The sequence below is a fragment of the Nocardiopsis camelliae genome (genome assembly GCF_028993595.1).
Classification (GTDB): Bacteria; Actinomycetota; Actinomycetes; order Streptosporangiales; family Streptosporangiaceae; genus Nocardiopsis; species Nocardiopsis dassonvillei.
Map to the genome: position 1 here is coordinate 4,540,533 of NZ_CP118614.1, position 18,844 is coordinate 4,559,376.

Sequence of the window (18,844 nt, forward strand, 5' to 3'; positions counted from 1 at the left end):
GCCAACCGAGCCCCGTACCCTCCGCGCGTGGCGCGTCTCACTCCCGCGGGCCCCTCCCCCGCGCCGCACCCGTCCTGCCCGGCGACGCACGCGCCCGCGTCCCTCGGGCGCGGGTAAGCGAAACGTCACGATTGGGTATCCGCATGCTCTAGGTTGGGCGGGTACACAGGAACTTCCCGACATCGACGACAAGAGGGGGCCCTTCGTCGTGAGCCTGCCCCAATGGATCACGGTCGGCGTCACCGTCATGGTCGCGGTGCTGCTCGTCTTCGCCGTGCGCTGGGTGCTCAAGCACAAGCTGGGCAAAGCCTGGCGGGTGTCCCAGCACGTGGTCCACCGCACGACCTACACCAGTTACGGCGCGGCCGCGGTGGTCGGCGCGAACCTGTCACTGCCCAGCCCCGCCAACGTGGACTGGGGCACGTACCAGGCCATCGACCACGCGATGAGCATCCTCATGATCGCGACCCTGACGGGCCTGGGCGTCAGCCTGGCCTACGCGGTCACGGACATGGTGCTGGCCCGGCTGTCGGTCGCCAACGGCGACGCCGACCGCAAGGCGCGGCGCATCCAGACCCAGGTGCGGCTGCTGCGCCGGGTGATCACCTCGATCATCGTGGTGCTGGCGGTCGCCGCCATCCTGTTCACCTTCGACGAGGTCCGCGCGCTCGGCGCCGGGCTGCTGGCCTCCGCGGGCATCATCGGCATCGTGGCCGGTGTTGCGGCCCAGTCCACACTGGCCAACCTGTTCGCCGGGCTCCAGCTGGCCTTCAGCGACGCCCTGCGCATCGGCGACGTGGTCGTGGTCGAGGGCGAGTGGGGCCGGGTCGAGGAGCTGAGCCTGGTCAACGTCACCATCAAGATCTGGGACGAGCGCCGCCTGGTGGTCCCGGTCGCCAACTTCACCACGACCAGCTTCGAGAACTGGACCAAGCAGGGCACGGCGATCACCGCCAAGGTGGTGTTCCCGCTGGACTGGGAGGTGCCGATCGAGGAGATGCGCGAGGAGACCGGGCGCCTGATCACCCGCAGCGACCACTGGGACGGGCGCAGCTGGTCCTGCCAGGTCGTGGACATCGCCCCGAGCGGCGAGGTGCTGGTGCGGGTGGTGGCCACCGCCGCCGACACCGGGCACCAGTGGGACATCGCCTGCGAGATCCGCGAGCACCTCATCGGCTGGCTGGTCGCGAACTACCCCGAGTCCCTGCCGCGCCACCGCGCCCAGTTCCTGGCCTCCGAGGACGCGGACGAGGCCGCCTACGCCGCCCAGTTCCCCACCTCGGCGTTCCGGCGCCAGGAGCCCAACGGCGTCAGCGGCCCGCCCGGGGGCGACCCCGGCGAGGCCTGAGCCCGACCGGGTCACACACGTGACGGCGCCCGGAGCGGATCTCCGCTCCGGGCGCCGTGGTGTCCTGGGGGGCGGGTCCGCGGGGCCCCCGCTCCGGCCCGCCCTCGGTTCCCCTCAGGAGGAGGGGCCCTGGAGGATGATGTCGGTGCCCTCGACGGTGACCTCGAACGGCTCCAGCGGCTCCTGGGCCGGGCCCGTCAGCGCCTCCCCGGTGGAGATGTCGAACTCGCTGCCGTGGCACAGGCACCGGATGACCTCGTCCACCTCCTGGACGGTGCAGCCCGCGTGCGTGCACGAGGCGCCGAAGGCCCGGTACCGGCCCGCCTCGGGCTGGGTCACGACCAGTTTGCTGTTGCTGAAGACCGCTCCCGCGCCCTCGGGGACGTCGGTGGTCTGGCCGACCACCTGGCCGTAACGGACCTCCTGCGGCTTGGGCTCCTGTCCGCCGCAGGCGCTCACGGCCGTGACGGCCGCGGCCGTCCCCGCCGTCCCGAGCAGTCGGCGCCTGCTCATCCCGCATCCGCACGTCCTCTTACCGGCCACGACGAAACGCTCCTCACCTGCGCCGAAATATCACTACACAATGTAGTAGGTACGGCGGGGTGCCCGGGTTCCGGGGTGTGCGCGAGAGCCGTCAGGCCCGCGGCGGATACGGGGGCGCCGCCGGGGTCCGCGGGTCCGCCGCGGCCACGTCCAGCACCACGGTGCCGGCGATCCGGTCGTGCAGCCCCTGCCGGTTGGGCCGGTTCCAGGCAGCCATCCCGCCGGTGAGCAGCGCCGTCACGGCCACCACGAACCACCAGAACCAGACGGCGCTGAAGAACAGGAAGAACAGCAGGAAGGGCAGGGCCAGCAGCGCGGCGCGCACCGTCAGGGCGGCCAGCGGCGGCGCGCCCAGACCGCCGTTCCCGGCCTGGGGGGCGACCCTGAGCCCGACGCGGCGCTTGCCCAGTGTCTGCTGCCAGCGGGAGAGGGCGAGGGTCTCGTAGCCCGCGTGGAGCAGGAAGAAGGTCACCGACAGGAAGAGCGGGTACCGGTCGCCGATACCGGTGGTGTCGCCGGAGCCGACCGCCTGGACGCCCACCCAGGCCAGGGAGAGCACGAGGGCCAGCAGCAGCGCGGGCAGGGCGACCAGGAGCAGGTCGATGCCGCGCGCGTACACCCGCGTCCGCCAGGCGGCCAGCGGGTAGAGCCGCTCCACGGGTTCGGGGCCCGGGGCGGCGCCCGGTGCGCCGGAGCGGTCGCCGTCGTGGAAACCGGGGGGCTCCCCGTGCCCGGGGACGGATGGGGGCTGCTGGACGCCCTGAGGCGTCGGCCCGCCGCGGTCCGGTCGGGGAGGGACGTTCATGGGCGGGCCAACCTCCAGGGCGGTTCGTCGGAGTCGCGCGGGGGCCGGGCGCGGACACGTTCGACTCTACTGAGGTGGGACATGCGTCGCGAACCGCCGACCCGCTGCGGCAGCGGGCGGCGCCGCGCCCCGTCCCGCGAGGACCGGGACGGGGCGCGGCGCAGGCGCGGAGCGCGGGCTCAGAGCATCTTGGCCAGGAAGCGCCCGGTGTAGGACTCGGCCACCGCGGCGACCTCCTCCGGGGTCCCCTGCGCGACCACGGTGCCGCCGCCGGAGCCGCCCTCCGGGCCCATGTCGATGACGTGGTCGGCCGTCTTGATCACGTCGAGGTTGTGCTCGATGACGATCACCGTGTTGCCGGTGTCGGCCAGCCGGTTGAGCACGCCCAGCAGCTTGCGGATGTCCTCGAAGTGCAGGCCGGTCGTGGGCTCGTCGAGCACGTACACCGTCCGTCCGGTGGAGCGGCGCTGGAGCTCGGCGGCGAGCTTGACCCGCTGCGCCTCGCCGCCCGACAGCGTCGTGGCGGGCTGGCCCAGCCGCACGTAACCCAGGCCGACGTCGGCCAGGGTCTGCAGGTGGCGGCGGATGGCGTTGATCGGCTCGAAGAACTCCAGGGCCTCCGAGATCGGCATGTTGAGGACCTCGGAGATGTTCTTGCCCTTGTAGCGGACCTGGAGGGTCTCCCGGTTGTACCGGGCGCCGTGGCACACCTCGCAGGGCACGTAGACGTCGGGCAGGAACTGCATCTCGATCTTGAGCGTGCCGTCGCCGGAGCAGGCCTCGCAGCGGCCGCCCTTGACGTTGAAGGAGAACCGGCCCGGCTGGTAGCCGCGCGTCTTGGCGTCGGTGGTCTGCGCGAACAGCTTGCGGATGTGGTCGAAGACCCCCGAGTAGGTGGCCGGGTTGGAGCGCGGGGTCCGCCCGATGGGGCTCTGGTCCACGTGCACGACCTTGTCGACCTTGTTCGTGCCGTTGACCCGCAGGTGGCGGCCGGGCACGTCGCGCGCCCCGTTGAGCTCCTTGGCCAGGGCCTTGTAGAGGATCTCGTTGACCAGGGTGGACTTGCCCGAGCCGGACACGCCGGTGACGGCGGTGAACACGCCCAGCGGGAAGGCGACGTCGATGCCGTGGAGGTTGTTCTCGCGCGCCCCCCGGACCACCAGCTCGTGCCCCCGGGTGAGGGGGCGGCGCTCCACGGGCACCTCGATGCCGCGCTTGCCGGACAGGTACTCGCCGGTGAGCGAGTCCTGCGAGGTGAGCAGCTCGTCCACGATCCCCGAGACCACGACGTGGCCGCCGTGCTCGCCCGCGCCGGGGCCGATGTCCACGACCCAGTCGGCGGCGCGGATGGTGTCCTCGTCGTGTTCGACGACGATGAGCGTGTTGCCGATGTCGCGCAGGCGCTGGAGGGTCTCCAGCAGGCGCGCGTTGTCGCGCTGGTGCAGGCCGATGGAGGGCTCGTCCAGCACGTACAGCACGCCCACCAGGCCGGAGCCGATCTGGGTGGCCAGGCGGATACGCTGGGCCTCCCCGCCCGAGAGCGAGCCCGAGGAGCGCGCCAGGCTCAGGTAGTCCAGGCCGACGTCGAGCAGGAAGCCGAGCCGGGCGTTGATCTCCTTGAGCACCTGGGCGGCGATGACCGCGTCGCGCTCGGAGAGCGTGAGCCCGGCCAGGAAGGCCGCGCTGTCGCTGAGCGGCATCTGGGCGACCTCGGCGATGGACCTGCCGCCCACGGTCACCGCGAGCACGACCGGCTTGAGGCGCGTGCCCTCGCAGGTCGGGCAGGGCACGGTGCGCATGTACCCCTCCAGCCGTTCGCGGCCGTAGTCGCTCTCGGTCTCGGAGTGGCGGCGCTTGACCCAGGGGATGACGCCCTCGAACTCGGTGTAGTAGGAGCGGTTGCGCCCGTACCTGTTGCGGTAGCTGACGTGGACCTGGGTGTCGTGCCCCTCCAGCAGGGCCTTGCGCGCGCGGCGCGGCAGCCGCTCCCAGGGGGTGTCCAGGTCGAAGCCGATCGCCTCGCCCACCGCCTTGAGGATGCGCTCCCAGTAACCGCTGTTGGGCCCGCCCGACCAGGGGCCGATGGCGCCCTCGGCCAGCGTCTTCTCGGGGTCGGGGACCAGGAGTTCGGGGTCGACCTCCATGCGGGTGCCCAGGCCCGAGCACTCGGCGCAGGCGCCGTAGGGGGCGTTGAAGGAGAAGGAGCGCGGTTCGAGCTGTTCGAAGGACAGGTCGTCGTAGGGGCAGTACAGGTGCTCGGAGAAGACCTTCTCGCGGTCGGGGTCCCCGGCCTCCACGTCCACGAAGTCCAGGACGATGGTGCCCCCGGCCAGCTTGAGCGCCGTCTCCACCGAGTCGGTCAGCCGCCCGCGGGAGGAGGGCTTGACGCTGAGGCGGTCCACGACCACGGCGATGTCGTGCTTGTCGTAGCGGCCCAGCTTGGGCGCCTCGTCCAGGCGTACGGCCTGCCCGTCCACCACCGCGCGGGTGTAGCCCTTGGACTGCAGGTCCTTGAACAGCTCGACGTACTCGCCCTTGCGTCCACGCACGACGGGGGCGAGCACCTGGAAGCGGGTGCCCTCCTCCATCTCCAGGACGCGGTCCACGATCTGCTGCGGGGTCTGGCGGGCGATCTCGCGGTGGCACTCGGGGCAGTGCGGGACGCCGATGCGCGCCCACAGCAGCCGCAGGTAGTCGTAGACCTCGGTGATGGTGCCGACGGTGGAGCGGGGGTTGCGGCTGGTGGACTTCTGGTCGATGGACACCGCCGGGGACAGGCCCTCGATGAAGTCCACGTCCGGCTTGTCCATCTGCCCCAGGAACTGGCGGGCGTAGGCCGACAGCGACTCCACGTAGCGCCGCTGGCCCTCGGCGAAGATCGTGTCGAAGGCCAGCGACGACTTGCCCGAACCGGACAGGCCGGTGAACACGATCATGGAGTCGCGCGGCAGGTCCAGCGAGACGTCCTTGAGGTTGTGCTCCCGGGCTCCCCGGACTACCAGTTGTTCGACCATCGAGTGAGACATCCTTCGGCTCTGGCGCACAGGACGCGGACCCCGTCGCGTGACGTCGGCTGACCCGTGTGGAACTTCGCGTGCGGCGGTCGGGATCTCCCGGAGACCGCCCGGGCCCCGGAGACGGGCCGCTGAGGAGAGGGGGGAGGACGCTCGCCTCTCCCGCCCGTCCAGCCTAACGACCGCCGACGACGGTTTCTTCCACCTCGCAAAACAAGGCGGCACCCCGGCGCCGGAGCGCTCAGGGTGCCACCACTATAGACGAACGGCTGTTCGAATCCGGCCGTTTCCCGGAATGTCCTCGGCGCGCCCGCGGGCCCGCCGTCCGCTCAGGAGCGGTCCGCCGGGGAGTCGACCGAGGGGTCGCGCTCGGTCTTGAGCTCGGGGTTCTTGCGCTCGTCGGCGCGGGACTTGACCAGGCTGCCGACGATGGTGATGGTCATGATGCCCAGGATGACGGTCAGGGACAGGCCGATGCCGACCTCGGGCACGTGCACGCCGTTCTCGTGCAGGGCGTGCAGGATCATCTTGACGCCGATGAAGACCATGATCGCCGACAGGCCCCAGCTGATGTAGGCCAGGCGGTCCATCAGACCGGCCAGCAGGAAGTACAGCTGGCGCAGGCCCAGCAGGGCGAAGGCGTTGGCGGTGAAGACGATGTAGGCGTCCTGGGTCAGACCGAAGATCGCCGGGATGGAGTCGACGGCGAAGACCAGGTCGATCATGCCGATCGCGACGATGACCATCAGCATCGGCGTGATGTGGCGGCGGCCGTCGAGCTTCACGGTGAGCTTGGCGCCGTGGTAGTCGTCGGTCACCGGCCAGAAGCGCTTGAGGAGGCGGACCACCGGGGTCTGGGTGAAGTCCTTCTCCTCCTCGTCGCCCTTCATGTGGTCGCGGACGATCTTGTAACCGGTGTAGATCAGGAAGGCGCCGAAGAGGTAGAAGACCTCACTCCAGGCGTTGATGACCTGGGCGCCCAGGACGATGAAGATACCGCGCATGACCAGCGCGATGACGATGCCGACGAGCAGGACCTCGTGCTGGTACTTCTTGGGCACCGCGAAGGAGCCCATCAGAAGGTAGAACACGAAGAGGTTGTCGATGCTCAGGCTCTTCTCGGTGACGAACCCGGCGAAGTACTCGGCGCCCGCGGCGCCTCCGCCGAAGTACCAGACGCCGAAGCCGAAGATGATGGCGATGCCGATGTAGAAGGCCGCCCACCAGGCGGCCTGCTTCATGCCGAACTCCTGGGGGCCCTTCGTCTTGCTCCAGGGATGGTCGACGATGATGAGGTCGATCACCAGGATGGCGACCATGGCGCCGATCGTGGCAGCCCACAACCACAAGGGAACGTTCACGGACGGTCTCTCCTCCGGTCAGTGCGCGCGAGCGGTGTGCACGCACGTCGAACCACCGGAGGTCTCTCCCGCTCGCAGCGAAGCGCTGCGAACCGGCGGCACCGGGAGGACGACATTGTCCGCCGTGATGACGACACCGCCGCGACAGGGATACTCCCCTCACGTGTCAGGCCAGGATACCGGTACCGCACAGTGGGCGGCACACACCGGACCGTAGTCCAGGATGACATCTACACCCCCGCGAGGTGAAGCCCCGGCGAAGGTGGCATCGACCGCACCCCGGGGACAGGTCCACCCGACCCCGGGGCCACCCCGCCCCCGTATTCACACGCGTCCCGCCTCACCTGCGCAGCACCGCCTTGTACACGCCCGCGGCGGCCTCCACCGCGTCCTCCTCGCTCGGCAGCGCCTTGGCCGCCTCGCGCGAGCGCGCCCGCAGGTCCTCGGCCAGCGCCGGATCGTCCAGCACCCGGCCCACGGCGGCGGCGAAGGCCGCGGGATCCCCCGGCGGCACCATCAGCACCGTCCCCGAGTACAGGTCCGGGATGCCGCCGACCCGGGTGGAGACCACCGGCAGCCCCGCGCGCAGCGCCTCCATGATCACCAGCGAGGGCCCCTCCCACTGGCTGGTCAGGCAGAACACGTCCGCCGCCGCCAACAGGTCGGCCACGTCCGCGCGGTGCCCCAGCATGCGCACGTCCGCGCGCATCTCCGCGGCCGTGTCGTGCAGCTCCCCCCACAGGGGACCGTCCCCGGCGATCGCCACCACCGGTTCGGGGCGGCGGTCGGCGATGGCCGGCGCCGCCGCCAGGAGCATGTCCAGCCCCTTCTGCTCGGCCAGGCGGGCGACGGTCAGCAGCAGCGGCCGCTCCGGCAGCACCGCCAGATCGTCCCGGGTGGCCTCGCGCCCGTTCACCGGAGCGCCGGTCTCGGGAGCGGCCACCACCGCCAGCCGCGCGTCGCGCGCCCCGACCGAGCGCAGCCTGCGCACCAGGTCGCCCGACACCCCCAGCACCACGTCCGCGCGGTGCGCCACGATCCGCTCCAGCACCGGGTAGGCCGCCGACAGCGCCCCCCGCACCAGCGGCGGCGCGTTGTGCGCGGTCACCACCAGCGGAGAGGCGCCGGCCAGCGCGCACAGGGCCCCGGCCCGCAGCCCGTGCGCGTGCACCACGTCCGCGCCCCGGGTCAGGGCGCGCAGGCGCAGCACGGCGCCGGGATCGCCCGCTGAGGGCGCCGCTCCGATGCCGACCGGGGAGAAGCGCATGCCCTCCGAGGTGAAGCTGAACTCGCGCTCGGCGGAGGCCGGGCCCAGCACCGCCACCCGGTGGCCGCGCGCGGCCAGGCCCGCGCCCAGCGAGCGCACGTGGCGGCCCACCCCTCCACTGCTGGTACCGATGACCAGCGCGATCCTGGCGTTCAACGCCTCTCCCTCCTGCGTTCGAGTACGGTCCCGACCCGGTCGGCGACGGCGCGCACCGCCGGACGGTCCACCACCGCCGCGACGGCCGCGTAGGCGGCCAGCGCCGCCGTCGCCGACACCGCGGCCGCCGCCACCGTCTGCCACACGCCGTCCGCGGGCAGGGCCGCGGCCACCGCGCGCCCCGCGCTCCACCCGACCACACCGCCCAGCGCCGCGGCCAGTACCGAGCGCGCCAGTCCCGTCAGGGTCTGCCGACCGTGCGTGCGCGCCACCGCAGCGCACAACAGGGCCGCGGCCAGGCTCAGCCCGACCGTGCTGGCCGCGCCCAGACCGGCGATGGACCAGTCCGGCGGCAACGTCCACACCAACACCACAGCACACAACATCACCACCAGCCACCCCACCACCTGGGCCGTGGCGGCAAGACGCCCGTGGTGCGAGGCGTACAGGGCCCGGCTGAGCAGGGCCACCAGCCCGAAGCCCACCACCCCGGGTGCGTAGGCGAGCAGGGCGCGCTCCAGGGTGACGGGGTCGTGCTGGGCGAAGACCAGGGCCACCGGGGCCGCGGCGGCGGCCAGGGCGGCGCCCACCCCGGCGGTGACCACCACGCAGGCGCGGGCGCCGCCCGCCACCAGGGAGGCGTACCCCCGCCGGTCGTGTTCGGCGTGCGCGACCGCCAGGGCGGTGAACGCGCTGGTGGCGATGGGCACCGCGATCACCCCGTAGGGCAGGGTGAACAGGGCCCAGGCGTAGGTGTGGAGCACGGCCGCGCCCGCGCCGCCGCCCCGGTTGGCCAGGGCCACGAACAGCAGCAGGCACAGCTGCATGGCCGCCAGCGGCAGCAGGGAGGCCAGTGCCAGGGAGCGCACGCGCCCGCCCACCCCGGGCGGGAAGGTCAGACGCGGCCGGGGCCGCACCCGCAGCCGCCGGGCGGGCCCCACGACCGTGAGGAAGAGCGCCGCCGCCCCGGCGGTGGTGCCCAGGGACAGGGCCAGCTCGGCCGCCAGCGGCAGGCCCGCCACGTCCTGGCGGTGGTCAGCTCCCAGCGGCACGAAGGCCACGTAGGCGGCGATGACCACCAGGCTGGACACCAGCGGGGCCAGGGCCGGGGCCAGGAAGCGGCGGTGGGACTGCAGGACGCCGTAGAGCACCGAGGCCAGGCCGTAGAGGACGATCTGCGGGGCGAAGACCGCGAGCATACGGGCGGCCAGCCCGAGCAGCGCGCCCCGGTCGCAGCCCTCGCCCGCGCCCAGCATGAGCGACATCGCCGGGACCGAGACCAGGGCGAGCAGCGCCGACAGCGGCACGGCCAGCAGCAGGACCCAGGTGATGAGCGCCGAGGCGGTGTGGCGCACCTGCTCGCGGTCGCCGCGCTCGGCGGCGGCGGCCAGCACCGGGACGACCACCGCGGTGAGCGCCCCGCCGATGACGATCTCGAACAGGACGGCGGGCAGCTGGTTGGCGGTGACGTAGGCGGTGCCCAGACAGGTGTCGCCGACGGTCTGGGAGAAGACCACGGTGCGCCCGAACCCCGCCAGTCTGGCCCCCACCGTGACCACCGCGATGAGCGCCGCCGCCGTGCCTACTCCGCGCGTCACCCCCTGGATGGTACGGGACACCGTGGCCGTCTCACTCGTGCCTGCCCCAGCGGTCGAGGCGGCGCAGGGCCGGGACGCGGTCGATGACGCGGGAGAAGCTGACGCGCTCGCTGGCCAGGGTCAGGGCGGCGACCCCCGCGAGCAGCGCCACGCGCACGGGGCGGGGCGCCCGGGCCGCGGCGGCCGCGCCCAGGGCGGCGCCCAGGGCGTTGGCCCCGGCGTCGCCGAGCATGGACCGCTCTGCCAGCTCGTCGGGCAGCAGCGCGGCCGAGGCGCCCACGACGGGTCCCAGCAGCGGCGCGGCCGGGGAGGCCAGGGCGGGGGCGGCGGCGAACAGCGCGACCTTGGCCGCGCGTCCGGGGCGCAGGTCGAACAGGTTGAGCAGGTTGGCGCTGGCGGCGATGAGCGCCCCGTCGAGCACGGTGTCCAGCGGCGAGCGGCGCAGCAGGCGGGCGGCGGCGACCCCGGTGGCCCCGATGCCCGCCATCTTGACCATGCCGGTGGTGACCCGGCCGCCCGCCAGGGCGCCCAGGTGCCCGCGCAGGCCGCGGGCCCGGGACGAGCCCGCCAGGTCGTCGTAGACCCCGAAGGCGGCGGCGCCCGCCGCGGCCAGCACGGAGGCGGCGCGCACGCGCGGGCCGGGGCCGGGCACGAGCAGGACGGCCGCGCACACGCCGCAGGCCAGCGCGGGCCCCTGGCGCAGGGTGACGCGGCGGCCGCGGAAGTTGGTGCGCAGCCAGACGTTCGGCACTTCGGGTGTGCCGGACGAGCCCGGTGCGCCGTGTGCGTACGGTGCGCCCGACGGGCCCGGTGCGGCCGGTGTACGCGGTACCGGCACGGCAGGCGCACCGGCGGTGGCCGCCGTGCGCGCCGCCCCTGCGGTGACCGGCGTCGCGGAGGCGTCGGACGGACTCGGCGTGCCGCACGCGTCGGGTGCGCCGGGGACGACCACACGGACGGCTCCGGGCCGGGCGCGGCGGCCCCGGGTGAGCACGGAGTAGGCCGTGGAGGCCGCGGCGGCTCCGAGCAGGGCACCGGTCAGGCCCTGGGCCAGGAACCGCGCGGCTGCGGACCCGGGGTCCGCGAGGGGGACGGGGGCGGTCAACGGTGTCACTCCCCGTCCCGGACCGTGCGGCGGGCCTCTTCGGTGCCGCCGCCCGCGTCGCGGGCGGCCTCGCTCCCGGTGGGCTCCGCGGAGGCCTCGGAGGAGTCCTCGGAGACCTCGCGCGGCTCGGGCAGCGGGTCGGGGAGGAAGCCCGCCACCCCCTCGCCTATGCCGTAGGCTCCCCCGGCCTCCTCCAGGTTCTCGGCCAGGGCCAGGACCGTGATGACCTCGCCCATCGGACGGCTGGCCACGTCCACGGTGGCGAAGGCCGCCTCCGCTGCGCGCGCCTGCGCGAGCATCCCCTCGCCCCGGGCGGAGGGACCGTCACCGGCCACGACGGTGGCGCCGACCTCCTGGTGCAGGGCCGTGGTGATCGTGTTCAGCACCGCGTTGGCGGTCTGCGGGTCCTGACCCTCGGGAGAGGACCCGCCCGAGGGCGCGAGGACGACCACGGCGTCGGAGGACTCGGCGGGGTCCCCCTCCACCGTGATCAGCCCGCCCTCGGTGAAGGCCTCCAGGACGGCCGACGGGTCGTAGCCGCCGTCACCGCCCTCCCCCTCCCGGGCGGACGGGTCGTCGGACGGGGAGGCCTCCTCGTCACCGGGGTCCCCCTCCCCGGAGGGCTCCTCCTCCGCGGCGGCCAGGGCGCGGCCGATCTCGGCGCCCGCCTTCTCGTGGGGGCTGCCGGACAGGTCCTGGGGGTCCTGGGTGATCTGCAGGGCCAACTCGTCGACGAAGGTGGCGTTGCCGCCGTCCAGGAACGCGTCGCTGATCTGGACCCGGCCGACGATCTCCCCGCCCGCCTGCTCCACGCGCCCGGCCAGGGCGTCGGCCGTCTCGGTGTCGGCTCCGGGAGCGCTCACGACCACCACGCCCAGGTCGGTGAGCAGACCGGCGAGCGTGTCGTCGGACACGGCCTCGGCCATCCGGTCGGCCCCGGCGTTGACCTGGTCGGCGGCGTCGCGCTCGGCGCGCAGTTCCTCGCTCTGGCTGCGCAGGTCGGCAGTCTCGGACTGGAGCGTGTTGAGCAGCGGGTCCTGGAGCATGGTGGTCCCCAGGACGAGCCCCACGGTGAGCGCGAGGAACACCGCGACGATGGACACCAGGTGGTAGCGGAAATCGATCACGTCAACAGCCCTGTCAACCAGTAGGAGAACGCGTCCCAGCGCGCCGCGAGAAAGGTGAGGTAGACCTGGCCCGCCGGTGAGCTGTAGGCGGCGACCACGATGGTGAGCAGGCAGGCCGCGACCAGCCCGAGCAGGGCCCAGGGGGAGATGCGCGAGCGGTACAGGCGGCTGACGCCCTTGGCGTCGACGAGCTTGCCGCCCACCCGCAGCCGGGTCAGGAAGGTGCTGGCCATCCCCGCCCTGCCCTTGTCGAGGAACTCCTCCAGGGTGGCGTGGGTGCCCACGGCGACGATGAGCGCGGCGCCCGCGCCGTCGGCGAGCATCATCGCCACGTCCTCGCTGGTGCCCGTGGCGGGGAAGACCACCGCGCCGTGCCCCAGGTCGGTGAGCCTGGGCAGGCCCGGGGCCCTGCCGTCGCGGTAGGCGTGCACGACCAGCTCGGCCCCGCTGGCCAGCGCCCGGTCCGAGACCGAGTCGAAGTCGCCGACGATGATGTCGGGCTTGTACCCCGCCTCCATGACCGCGTCCGCCCCGCCGTCCACGGCGATGATGACCGGCCGGAACTCGCGGATGTAGGGCCGCAGCGCCGCGATGTCCTCCCGGTAGTGGTAACCGCGGACCACGATGAGGACGTGGCGGCCCTCGATGTCGGTCTCGATGGTGGGGATGCCGATGCCGTCCAGAAGCAGGTCGCGCTCGTGCTGGAGGTAGGCCATGGTGTTGGCCGCGAAGGCTTCCAGCTGTGTGGCCAGGCCCGCGCGGGCCTCCTCCATCGCCGCGCTGACGGTCCCCTGGTCCTGGAGGGTGCCGCGCGCGACGACCTCGTCGCCGCGGTACAGGGTGGCGCCCTCCAGGCGGAGCCGCTCACCGTCGCGGACGCGGGTGAACACCTCGGGGTCGACGTCGTCGACCAGGGGGATCCCCGCGTCCACGATCATCTCCGGCCCCTGGTTGGGGTAGCGGCCGCTGATGCTCGTGGCGACGTTGAGGACCGCCGACACACCGCAGCCCACCAGGGCCTCGGCACTGACGCGGTCCAGGTCGACGTGGTCGATGACCGCGATGTCGCCCGGTCGCAGACGTTTGGTCAGGTTCTTGGTGCGCCGGTCCGAGCGGACGGGCGCGATCAGCCCTGTGGGAGCGTCCGCCCGGGTGCGGCGGAACCGCATGACTGTGGCGCTGAGCGCATCCGATACCTTCATCGCTGGCATACTGTCAGAACTCACCTACGGAGAGTCATCACAGCTGTGAGATCGGCGTGTTCTGGTCGAGACCGCCGACCCCACCCCGTTCCGGGACGACCGCGGCGACCTGCCCGCCCACTACCCCGAAACGCCGGAAGGTCACACATCCGTTCCGAACGTGTACACAACGCCCAGGTCAGGCCGCCGGATAGGCACGCTCCGGATCGGCGTTGGTGAGCAGCTCCTCGGCGTGAGCACGGCCCAGCTCGGAGTCCTCCAGCCCCGCCAGCATCCGCGACAGCTCCCGGACCCGGCCCCCGCGGTCCAGCCGCACCACACCACTCTCGGTGACCAGGCCCTCGGTGGACTTCTCCACCACCAGGTGGGCGTCGGCGAACGCCGCGACCTGCGGCAGGTGCGTGACCACGATGACCTGGGCGCGCCGGGCCAGCCGGGCCAGCCGGCGGCCGATCTCCACCGCGGCCTTGCCGCCCACACCCGCGTCCACCTCGTCGAAGACGAACGTGGGCACCGGGTCGGCGCCGGCGAAGACCACCTCGATGGCCAGCATCACGCGCGAGAGCTCACCGCCCGAGGCGCCCTTGTGCAGGGCCAGGGGCGGGGAACTGGGGTGCGGGGCCAGCAGGACCTCGACCTCGTCGCGCCCGTGCTGGCCGAACTCCTCACCCGTGGTGATGCGCACGCTCACGCGGGCGTGCGGCATGGCCAGCGCGGTCAGCTCCTCGGTCACGGCCTCCCCGAACCGGTCGGCGGCCTCGGTGCGCACACGGGTCAGCTCGGCCGCGAACCGGTCCATGCGCTCGTGCAGCTCGTCGGCCTCGGCGCGCAGCGCGTCGATGCGCTCGTCGTCGCCCTCCAGGTCGGCCAGGCGCTTGGCCGCGTTCTCGGCCCAGGCCAGCACCTCGTCCGTGGTCGCGCCGTACTTGCGCGAGAGCGAGGTGAGCAGCGCGCGGCGCTCCTGCACCAGGGCCAGACGTGCGGGGTCGGCGTCCACCGACTCGGCGTAGGAGGCCAGCTCGGTGGCGGCGTCGGTGAGGATGTAGGAGGCCTCGTCCAACCGCTCGCCGATCGCGGCCAGCTCGGCGTCGTGCTCACGCACCGCCGTCACGGCCTGCCGGGCCGCTGAGAGCAGCGCGGCCACGTCCACCTCCACGTCGGAGGCCGGGTCCCCGGCCAGCGCCTCGTGGGCGGTGGTGGCCGCCACGCGCAGGCTGTCGGCGTGCGCCAGCCGCGTCTCCTCCGCGAGCAGCTCGGCGTCCTCACCGGCCTGGGGCTCGGCGGCGGCGATCTCCTCCGCGCCGAAGCGGAGCATGTCGGCCTCCTGGGCGCGCTCGCGCGCCTGCTCCACCAGCTCCTCCAGCTCCGCCGTCACCTCCCGGTGGCGCCGGTAGGCCATGGTGTACTGCTTGAGCGCCTTGGTCAGCGGCTCGCCCGCGAAGCGGTCCAGGGAGGAGCGCTGCCGGTCCGAGCGCAGCAGGCGCTGCTGGTCGGACTGGCCGTGCACGGCGACCAGGTCGTCGGCGAGGTAGGCGAGCAGGCTCACCGGGGCGGACCGGCCGCCCATGGTGGCGCGGGAGCGGCCCTCGGCCGACACCGCGCGGGTGAGGATGAGGACGTCGTCGTCGATGTCGCCCCCCGCCTCCAGCACCCGGGCGGCCACCCGGCCGCCCGAGGGGACGGTCAGGCGCCCCTCCACCACGGCCCGGTCCGCACCCGGACGTACGCGCTGGGGGTCGGCCCGCCCGCCGAAGAGCAGCCCGAGCCCGGTGACGACCATGGTCTTTCCCGCACCGGTCTCGCCGGTGACGACGGTCAGCCCCGGTGACAACTCCAAAACGGCGTCGTCAATGACTCCGAGTCCCTGGATACGGACTTCTTCGAGCACCGATCCCTCTCCTGTAGTTGACGCCACTGCCCACACACGCGCACCGAGCACCGGGCCGCGCGGCCCGGTCAGCGACCGTGCTCGCTACGGCCCCGCCATCCGGCGACCGACAGTCCGAACTTGGCCACCAGCCGGTCGGTGAACGGCGCCCGGTGCAGCCGGGCCAGCCGAACCGGCGTGTCGGCACGGGTGATCTCGATTCGTGCCCCCGCGGGCAATTCGACCATACGCCGTCCGTCGCACCAGAGCACGCCCGGCGCCGTGGCCGGAACCACCTCCAGGGCCACCGTCGCGTTGGGCCCCACCACCAGCGGCCGCGCGAACAGGGCGTGCGCGCTGAGCGGCACGACCATCAGGGCGTCCACGTCCGGCCACACCACCGGGCCGCCCGCGGAGAAGGCGTGCGCGGTGGAACCCGTGGGGGTGGCGCACACCACACCGTCGCAGGCCCAGCGCGAGAGCGGACGGCCGTCGATCTCCAGGACGGTCTCCAGGATGCGGCGCGCCTCGCCCTTCTCCAGGGTCGCGTCGTTGAGCGCCCAGTTGCGCACGGGCGGGCTCCCGTCACCCCGGCCCCCGTTGAAGACCGCCACGTCCAGGGTCATGCGCTCCTCGACGTCGTAGTCGCGGTTGACGACACTGCGCACGGTCGCGCCCAGGTCCTCGCGCTCGGCCTCGGCCAGGAACCCCACGTGGCCCAGGTTCACCCCCAACAGGGGCGCCCCGGCCGGGCGGGCGATCTCCGCGGCGCGCAGCAGGGTGCCGTCGCCGCCGAGCACCATGACCAGCTCGACGCCCCGGGCCGCCTCCCCCGGCTCCACGACCTCGACCGGGGAGAGCACGCAGTCCTCCGCGGCCAGTTCCTCGATCTCGTTCTTGAGCATGCGCACGGTCAGCCCGGCCCTGCTCAGGCTCTCGTGGACCAGTTGGGCGCTGCGTACCGCGGCGGGCCGACCGGTGTGGGCCAGCAGGAGAACACTGCGTCCGCTGGTCATCGCCGTCCCCTTACGTTCACTCCCCCGCGGGGAGCCTGAAGTGCTGGCCGGGGTGTTCGCCGACCCGGCCGGGTCACGTTACCGGACTCCTGAGACACGCTCACCACGGTCGCTAACGCGGCCCCTCCTCCACGGCCCGGGCCAACGCGTCCGGGTCCAGGGGCGCGGCCCCCGCGCGCATCCACAGGAAGTACTCGACGTTGCCGGAGGGGCCCGGCAGGGGGCTGGCGGTGACGCCGACGGTGCCCAGCCCCAGGGTGAGGGCGTGCGCGGCCACGTCGGAGACGGCCTCGGCGCGCAGCTCCGGCTCGCGGACCACTCCCCCGGCGCCGACCTTGTCCTTGCCCACCTCGAACTGGGGCTTGACCATGAGCACGAAGTCGGCGTCGGCGGCCGCGCAGTCCCGCAGCGCCCCCAGCACCAGGCGCAACGAGATGAACGACAGGTCGCCCACGACCAGGTCGGGGCGGGGCTCACCGATCTGCCCGGGGGTGAGCTCGCGGACGTTGACCCGCTCCATCACGCGCACGCGGTCGTTGCTGCGCAGCGACCAGGCCAACTGGCCGTAGCCCACGTCCACGGCGGTGACGTGGGCCGCCCTGCGGCGCAGCAGCACGTCGGTGAACCCGCCGGTGGAGGCGCCCGCGTCCAGGGCCCGGCGGTCGGTGACGTCGAACTCGAAGGCGTCGAGGGCCCCGATGAGCTTGTGGGCGCCGCGGGAGACGTAGGGGGGTTCGTCGGAGGGCGGGCGAACCACGATGGGCTGGTCCTGGCCGACCTGGGTCGCGGCCTTGGAGGCCACGATCCCCGCGACCTTGACGAATCCGCCCTCGATGATCTCGGCGGCGTGTCCACGGGACCGTGCGTGCCCGCGGCGGACCAGTTCCGCGTCGAGCCGGGTGCGTTTTGCCATGGTTACCGAGGATACCGGGGCTGTTCGGGGGCGCCGACGCCCTGGTCGAGCGCGCCGAGCACCCCGGACAGCTCCTGGTGCAGGGTGTCGAAGACCGCGACGTGCTCGGCGGTGGGCAGGGACTCCAGCGACTCCAGCCGCTCCCTGGTACTGCGCAGGGTCTGCTCGGCCAGTGCCTGGGCCTGCTCGTTGGGGTCCATGCCTCTCCCGGTGTTCGCGCTGGTCCGACTCTACTTCTTCGTGGTGCCCCTGCTCTTGGTGGTGCGCTTGGCGGCGGTGCGCGCGCGGGCCGTCTTGGCCGCGGTACGGGGCTTCCTGGCCGCGGGCTTGTCGGCGTCCCGGGCCTCGGCCCCCTCGTCGGCCGCGGCACCGGCCCCGTCCGCGGAGGCGTCCGCGCCGTCGTCGTCGGCCTCCCGCGCGTCCCGGACCCCGGCGTCCTTCGCGGCGCCTTCGGTCGCGACCGCGCCGGACTCGGCACCCGCCCCGGCACCGTCCTCGTCGGACCCGGCCGCGGCACCGTCCCCGGCGGGCACCCCGGTTCCGGAACCGTCGGCCTCCGCGGCGGCCGCGGGGCGCACCGGCGAGGACGCGCCCGCCTCGACGGGGGCCAGAACGCGCTCGACCGCGTGGCGGGCGGCCAGACGGCGTTCGAGTTCGGCGACCCGGCGCACCAGCCGCTCGTGGTCGGCGCGCGGCACCACGTCCATCCGCTCCAGTTGGCGCCCGACCTCGGAGCGGACCAGGTCGGCGATGGCCGCGCGGTTGGCCTGGCTGGTCTCGATGAGCTCCCCGGCCAGGTTCTGGATGCTCTGCCCCACCCGCGGCGGCAGGCTCTCCCCCTCCGCCGCGGCCGGCGCGGCGGGACCGTCCGCCCTGAGCAGGGCCTTGGCCGCGGCGACGGCCTGCTTGCGCGAGAGTTCGGTGAGGCCACTGGCGGCATCGAGGTAGGTGCGTACCGCGTCGACGACCATGATGACAAGTGCTCCTTGGTGGGACCGCGAAAGGGGAAGGGGCGCGGGCAGGGCGAGCCGCTGCGCGACGGGGGGCCGTGGCCAACGCTACCGGGACCGAACCGCCGTTGACACGCGAACTCCCAAGACCGCCCCATTCGTCCCGATGGCACCACAAGGACGCGAACGCCCGGCGCCTGGGGCATGATGTGGCCATGAGCAGCATCGACACGTGTCTCGCCGGCATCGAGAAGGTGAACCAGCGCATCCTCGCCCAACCCGACGAGAAGCGCCGCAAGTACATCCGCGAACGCTCCCTGAGCGTGGAGGTCCCCGACCTGGAGGCCGTCTTCGACATGCGTCTCACCCTTGACGGCCTGGTCGACGTCACCCACCGCCCCGCGGACCGGCCCGCGCCCCGGGCACAGGTGCGGATCACCGTGAGCAGCGAGGACCTCGTGGCCCTGGCCGAGGACCGCCTGGACGTGGCCAAGGCCGTGCTCGGCCGCCGGGTCAGGATCGACGCCAGCGTCGGCGACATGCTGCGCGTGCGAAAACTCCTCTGAACCGGC

Annotated in this window: 16 protein-coding genes; 2 read left to right on the forward strand and 14 right to left on the reverse strand. The window is 73.3% G+C overall.

The window, feature by feature from the left end; all coding sequences use genetic code 11:
- The first annotated feature begins 208 nt into the window (after positions 1 to 208).
- Positions 209 to 1,348 carry a mechanosensitive ion channel family protein gene (locus tag PV789_RS19795; protein ID WP_274974017.1) on the forward strand — a complete coding sequence of 380 codons (1,140 nt, stop codon included), beginning with the start codon at positions 209 to 211 and terminating at the stop codon, positions 1,346 to 1,348.
- Positions 1,349 to 1,462: 114 nt separating this feature from the next.
- On the opposite strand, the gene PV789_RS19800 is transcribed toward PV789_RS19795, so the two are convergent.
- The 14 genes from PV789_RS19800 to PV789_RS19865 all read right to left on the reverse strand — a co-directional run bounded on the left by PV789_RS19800 (position 1,463) and on the right by PV789_RS19865 (position 18,293).
- Positions 1,463 to 1,861 (reverse strand): Rieske (2Fe-2S) protein, encoded by a 399-nt coding sequence (locus PV789_RS19800; protein WP_041552787.1) that lies wholly within the window; start codon positions 1,859 to 1,861, stop codon positions 1,463 to 1,465.
- 121 nt (positions 1,862 to 1,982) lie between these two features.
- Positions 1,983 to 2,696, reverse strand: a complete 714-nt coding sequence (locus PV789_RS19805; RefSeq protein ID WP_274974018.1) for an RDD family protein — start codon at positions 2,694 to 2,696, stop codon at positions 1,983 to 1,985.
- Between the two features lie 179 nt (positions 2,697 to 2,875).
- Positions 2,876 to 5,710 carry an excinuclease ABC subunit UvrA gene (gene uvrA, locus PV789_RS19810; protein ID WP_274974019.1) on the reverse strand — a complete coding sequence of 945 codons (2,835 nt, stop codon included), beginning with the start codon at positions 5,708 to 5,710 and terminating at the stop codon, positions 2,876 to 2,878.
- A 329-nt stretch (positions 5,711 to 6,039) separates the two neighbouring features.
- On the reverse strand, positions 6,040 to 7,071 hold the full coding sequence (locus PV789_RS19815) for a TerC family protein (protein ID WP_274974020.1): 1,032 nt from the start codon (positions 7,069 to 7,071) through the stop codon (positions 6,040 to 6,042).
- Positions 7,072 to 7,411: 340 nt separating this feature from the next.
- Positions 7,412 to 8,494, reverse strand: coding sequence for a glycosyltransferase family 4 protein (locus tag PV789_RS19820; RefSeq protein ID WP_274974021.1), 1,083 nt, complete (start codon positions 8,492 to 8,494; stop codon positions 7,412 to 7,414).
- Complete coding sequence (gene murJ, locus PV789_RS19825; RefSeq protein WP_274974022.1) at positions 8,491 to 10,113, reverse strand: murein biosynthesis integral membrane protein MurJ; 1,623 nt, start codon at positions 10,111 to 10,113, stop codon at positions 8,491 to 8,493. Before murJ ends, PV789_RS19820 begins: the two co-directional genes overlap by 4 nt.
- A gap of 10 nt (positions 10,114 to 10,123) precedes the next feature.
- Positions 10,124 to 10,843, reverse strand: a complete 720-nt coding sequence (locus tag PV789_RS19830) for a hypothetical protein (protein WP_274978188.1) — start codon at positions 10,841 to 10,843, stop codon at positions 10,124 to 10,126.
- A 359-nt stretch (positions 10,844 to 11,202) separates the two neighbouring features.
- The gene (locus tag PV789_RS19835; RefSeq protein WP_274974023.1) at positions 11,203 to 12,324 is read right to left on the reverse strand and encodes a copper transporter; all 1,122 of its coding nucleotides are present in this window, start codon (positions 12,322 to 12,324) and stop codon (positions 11,203 to 11,205) included.
- Entirely contained in the window at positions 12,321 to 13,493 is a 1,173-nt protein-coding gene (steA, locus tag PV789_RS19840; RefSeq protein ID WP_274978189.1) for a putative cytokinetic ring protein SteA, read from the reverse strand. Before steA ends, PV789_RS19835 begins: the two co-directional genes overlap by 4 nt.
- Positions 13,494 to 13,704: 211 nt before the next feature.
- Complete coding sequence (gene recN, locus PV789_RS19845; protein ID WP_274974024.1) at positions 13,705 to 15,414, reverse strand: DNA repair protein RecN; 1,710 nt, start codon at positions 15,412 to 15,414, stop codon at positions 13,705 to 13,707.
- Positions 15,415 to 15,482: 68 nt separating this feature from the next.
- Positions 15,483 to 16,409: an NAD kinase gene (locus PV789_RS19850; RefSeq protein ID WP_013154043.1), complete on the reverse strand. Its 927-nt coding sequence runs from the start codon at positions 16,407 to 16,409 to the stop codon at positions 15,483 to 15,485.
- Between the two features lie 112 nt (positions 16,410 to 16,521).
- Complete coding sequence (locus tag PV789_RS19855; RefSeq protein WP_274974025.1) at positions 16,522 to 17,322, reverse strand: TlyA family RNA methyltransferase; 801 nt, start codon at positions 17,320 to 17,322, stop codon at positions 16,522 to 16,524.
- Between the two features lie 2 nt (positions 17,323 to 17,324).
- The gene (locus tag PV789_RS19860) at positions 17,325 to 17,522 is read right to left on the reverse strand and encodes a hypothetical protein (protein WP_274974026.1); all 198 of its coding nucleotides are present in this window, start codon (positions 17,520 to 17,522) and stop codon (positions 17,325 to 17,327) included.
- 30 nt (positions 17,523 to 17,552) lie between these two features.
- Entirely contained in the window at positions 17,553 to 18,293 is a 741-nt protein-coding gene (locus PV789_RS19865; RefSeq protein ID WP_274974027.1) for a coiled-coil domain-containing protein, read from the reverse strand.
- A gap of 194 nt (positions 18,294 to 18,487) precedes the next feature.
- Here PV789_RS19865 and PV789_RS19870 point away from each other — a divergent pair, with 194 nt between their 5' ends.
- Positions 18,488 to 18,838, forward strand: coding sequence for an SCP2 sterol-binding domain-containing protein (locus tag PV789_RS19870; RefSeq protein WP_274974028.1), 351 nt, complete (start codon positions 18,488 to 18,490; stop codon positions 18,836 to 18,838).
- The last annotated feature ends 6 nt before the right edge of the window (positions 18,839 to 18,844 follow it).

Coding starts and splice junctions, on each gene's coding strand:
- PV789_RS19800 (WP_041552787.1), bottom strand. CDS start 1,861: ATGAGCAGGCGCCGACTGCTCGGGACGGCGGGGACGGCCGCGGCCGTC.
- PV789_RS19805 (WP_274974018.1), bottom strand. CDS start 2,696: ATGAACGTCCCTCCCCGACCGGACCGCGGCGGGCCGACGCCTCAGGGC.
- uvrA (WP_274974019.1), bottom strand. CDS start 5,710: ATGGTCGAACAACTGGTAGTCCGGGGAGCCCGGGAGCACAACCTCAAG.
- steA (WP_274978189.1), bottom strand. CDS start 13,493: ATGCGGTTCCGCCGCACCCGGGCGGACGCTCCCACAGGGCTGATCGCG.
- PV789_RS19850 (WP_013154043.1), bottom strand. CDS start 16,409: ATGACCAGCGGACGCAGTGTTCTCCTGCTGGCCCACACCGGTCGGCCC.
- PV789_RS19855 (WP_274974025.1), bottom strand. CDS start 17,322: ATGGCAAAACGCACCCGGCTCGACGCGGAACTGGTCCGCCGCGGGCAC.
- PV789_RS19860 (WP_274974026.1), bottom strand. CDS start 17,522: ATGGACCCCAACGAGCAGGCCCAGGCACTGGCCGAGCAGACCCTGCGC.
- PV789_RS19865 (WP_274974027.1), bottom strand. CDS start 18,293: ATGGTCGTCGACGCGGTACGCACCTACCTCGATGCCGCCAGTGGCCTC.
- PV789_RS19870 (WP_274974028.1), top strand. CDS start 18,488: ATGAGCAGCATCGACACGTGTCTCGCCGGCATCGAGAAGGTGAACCAG.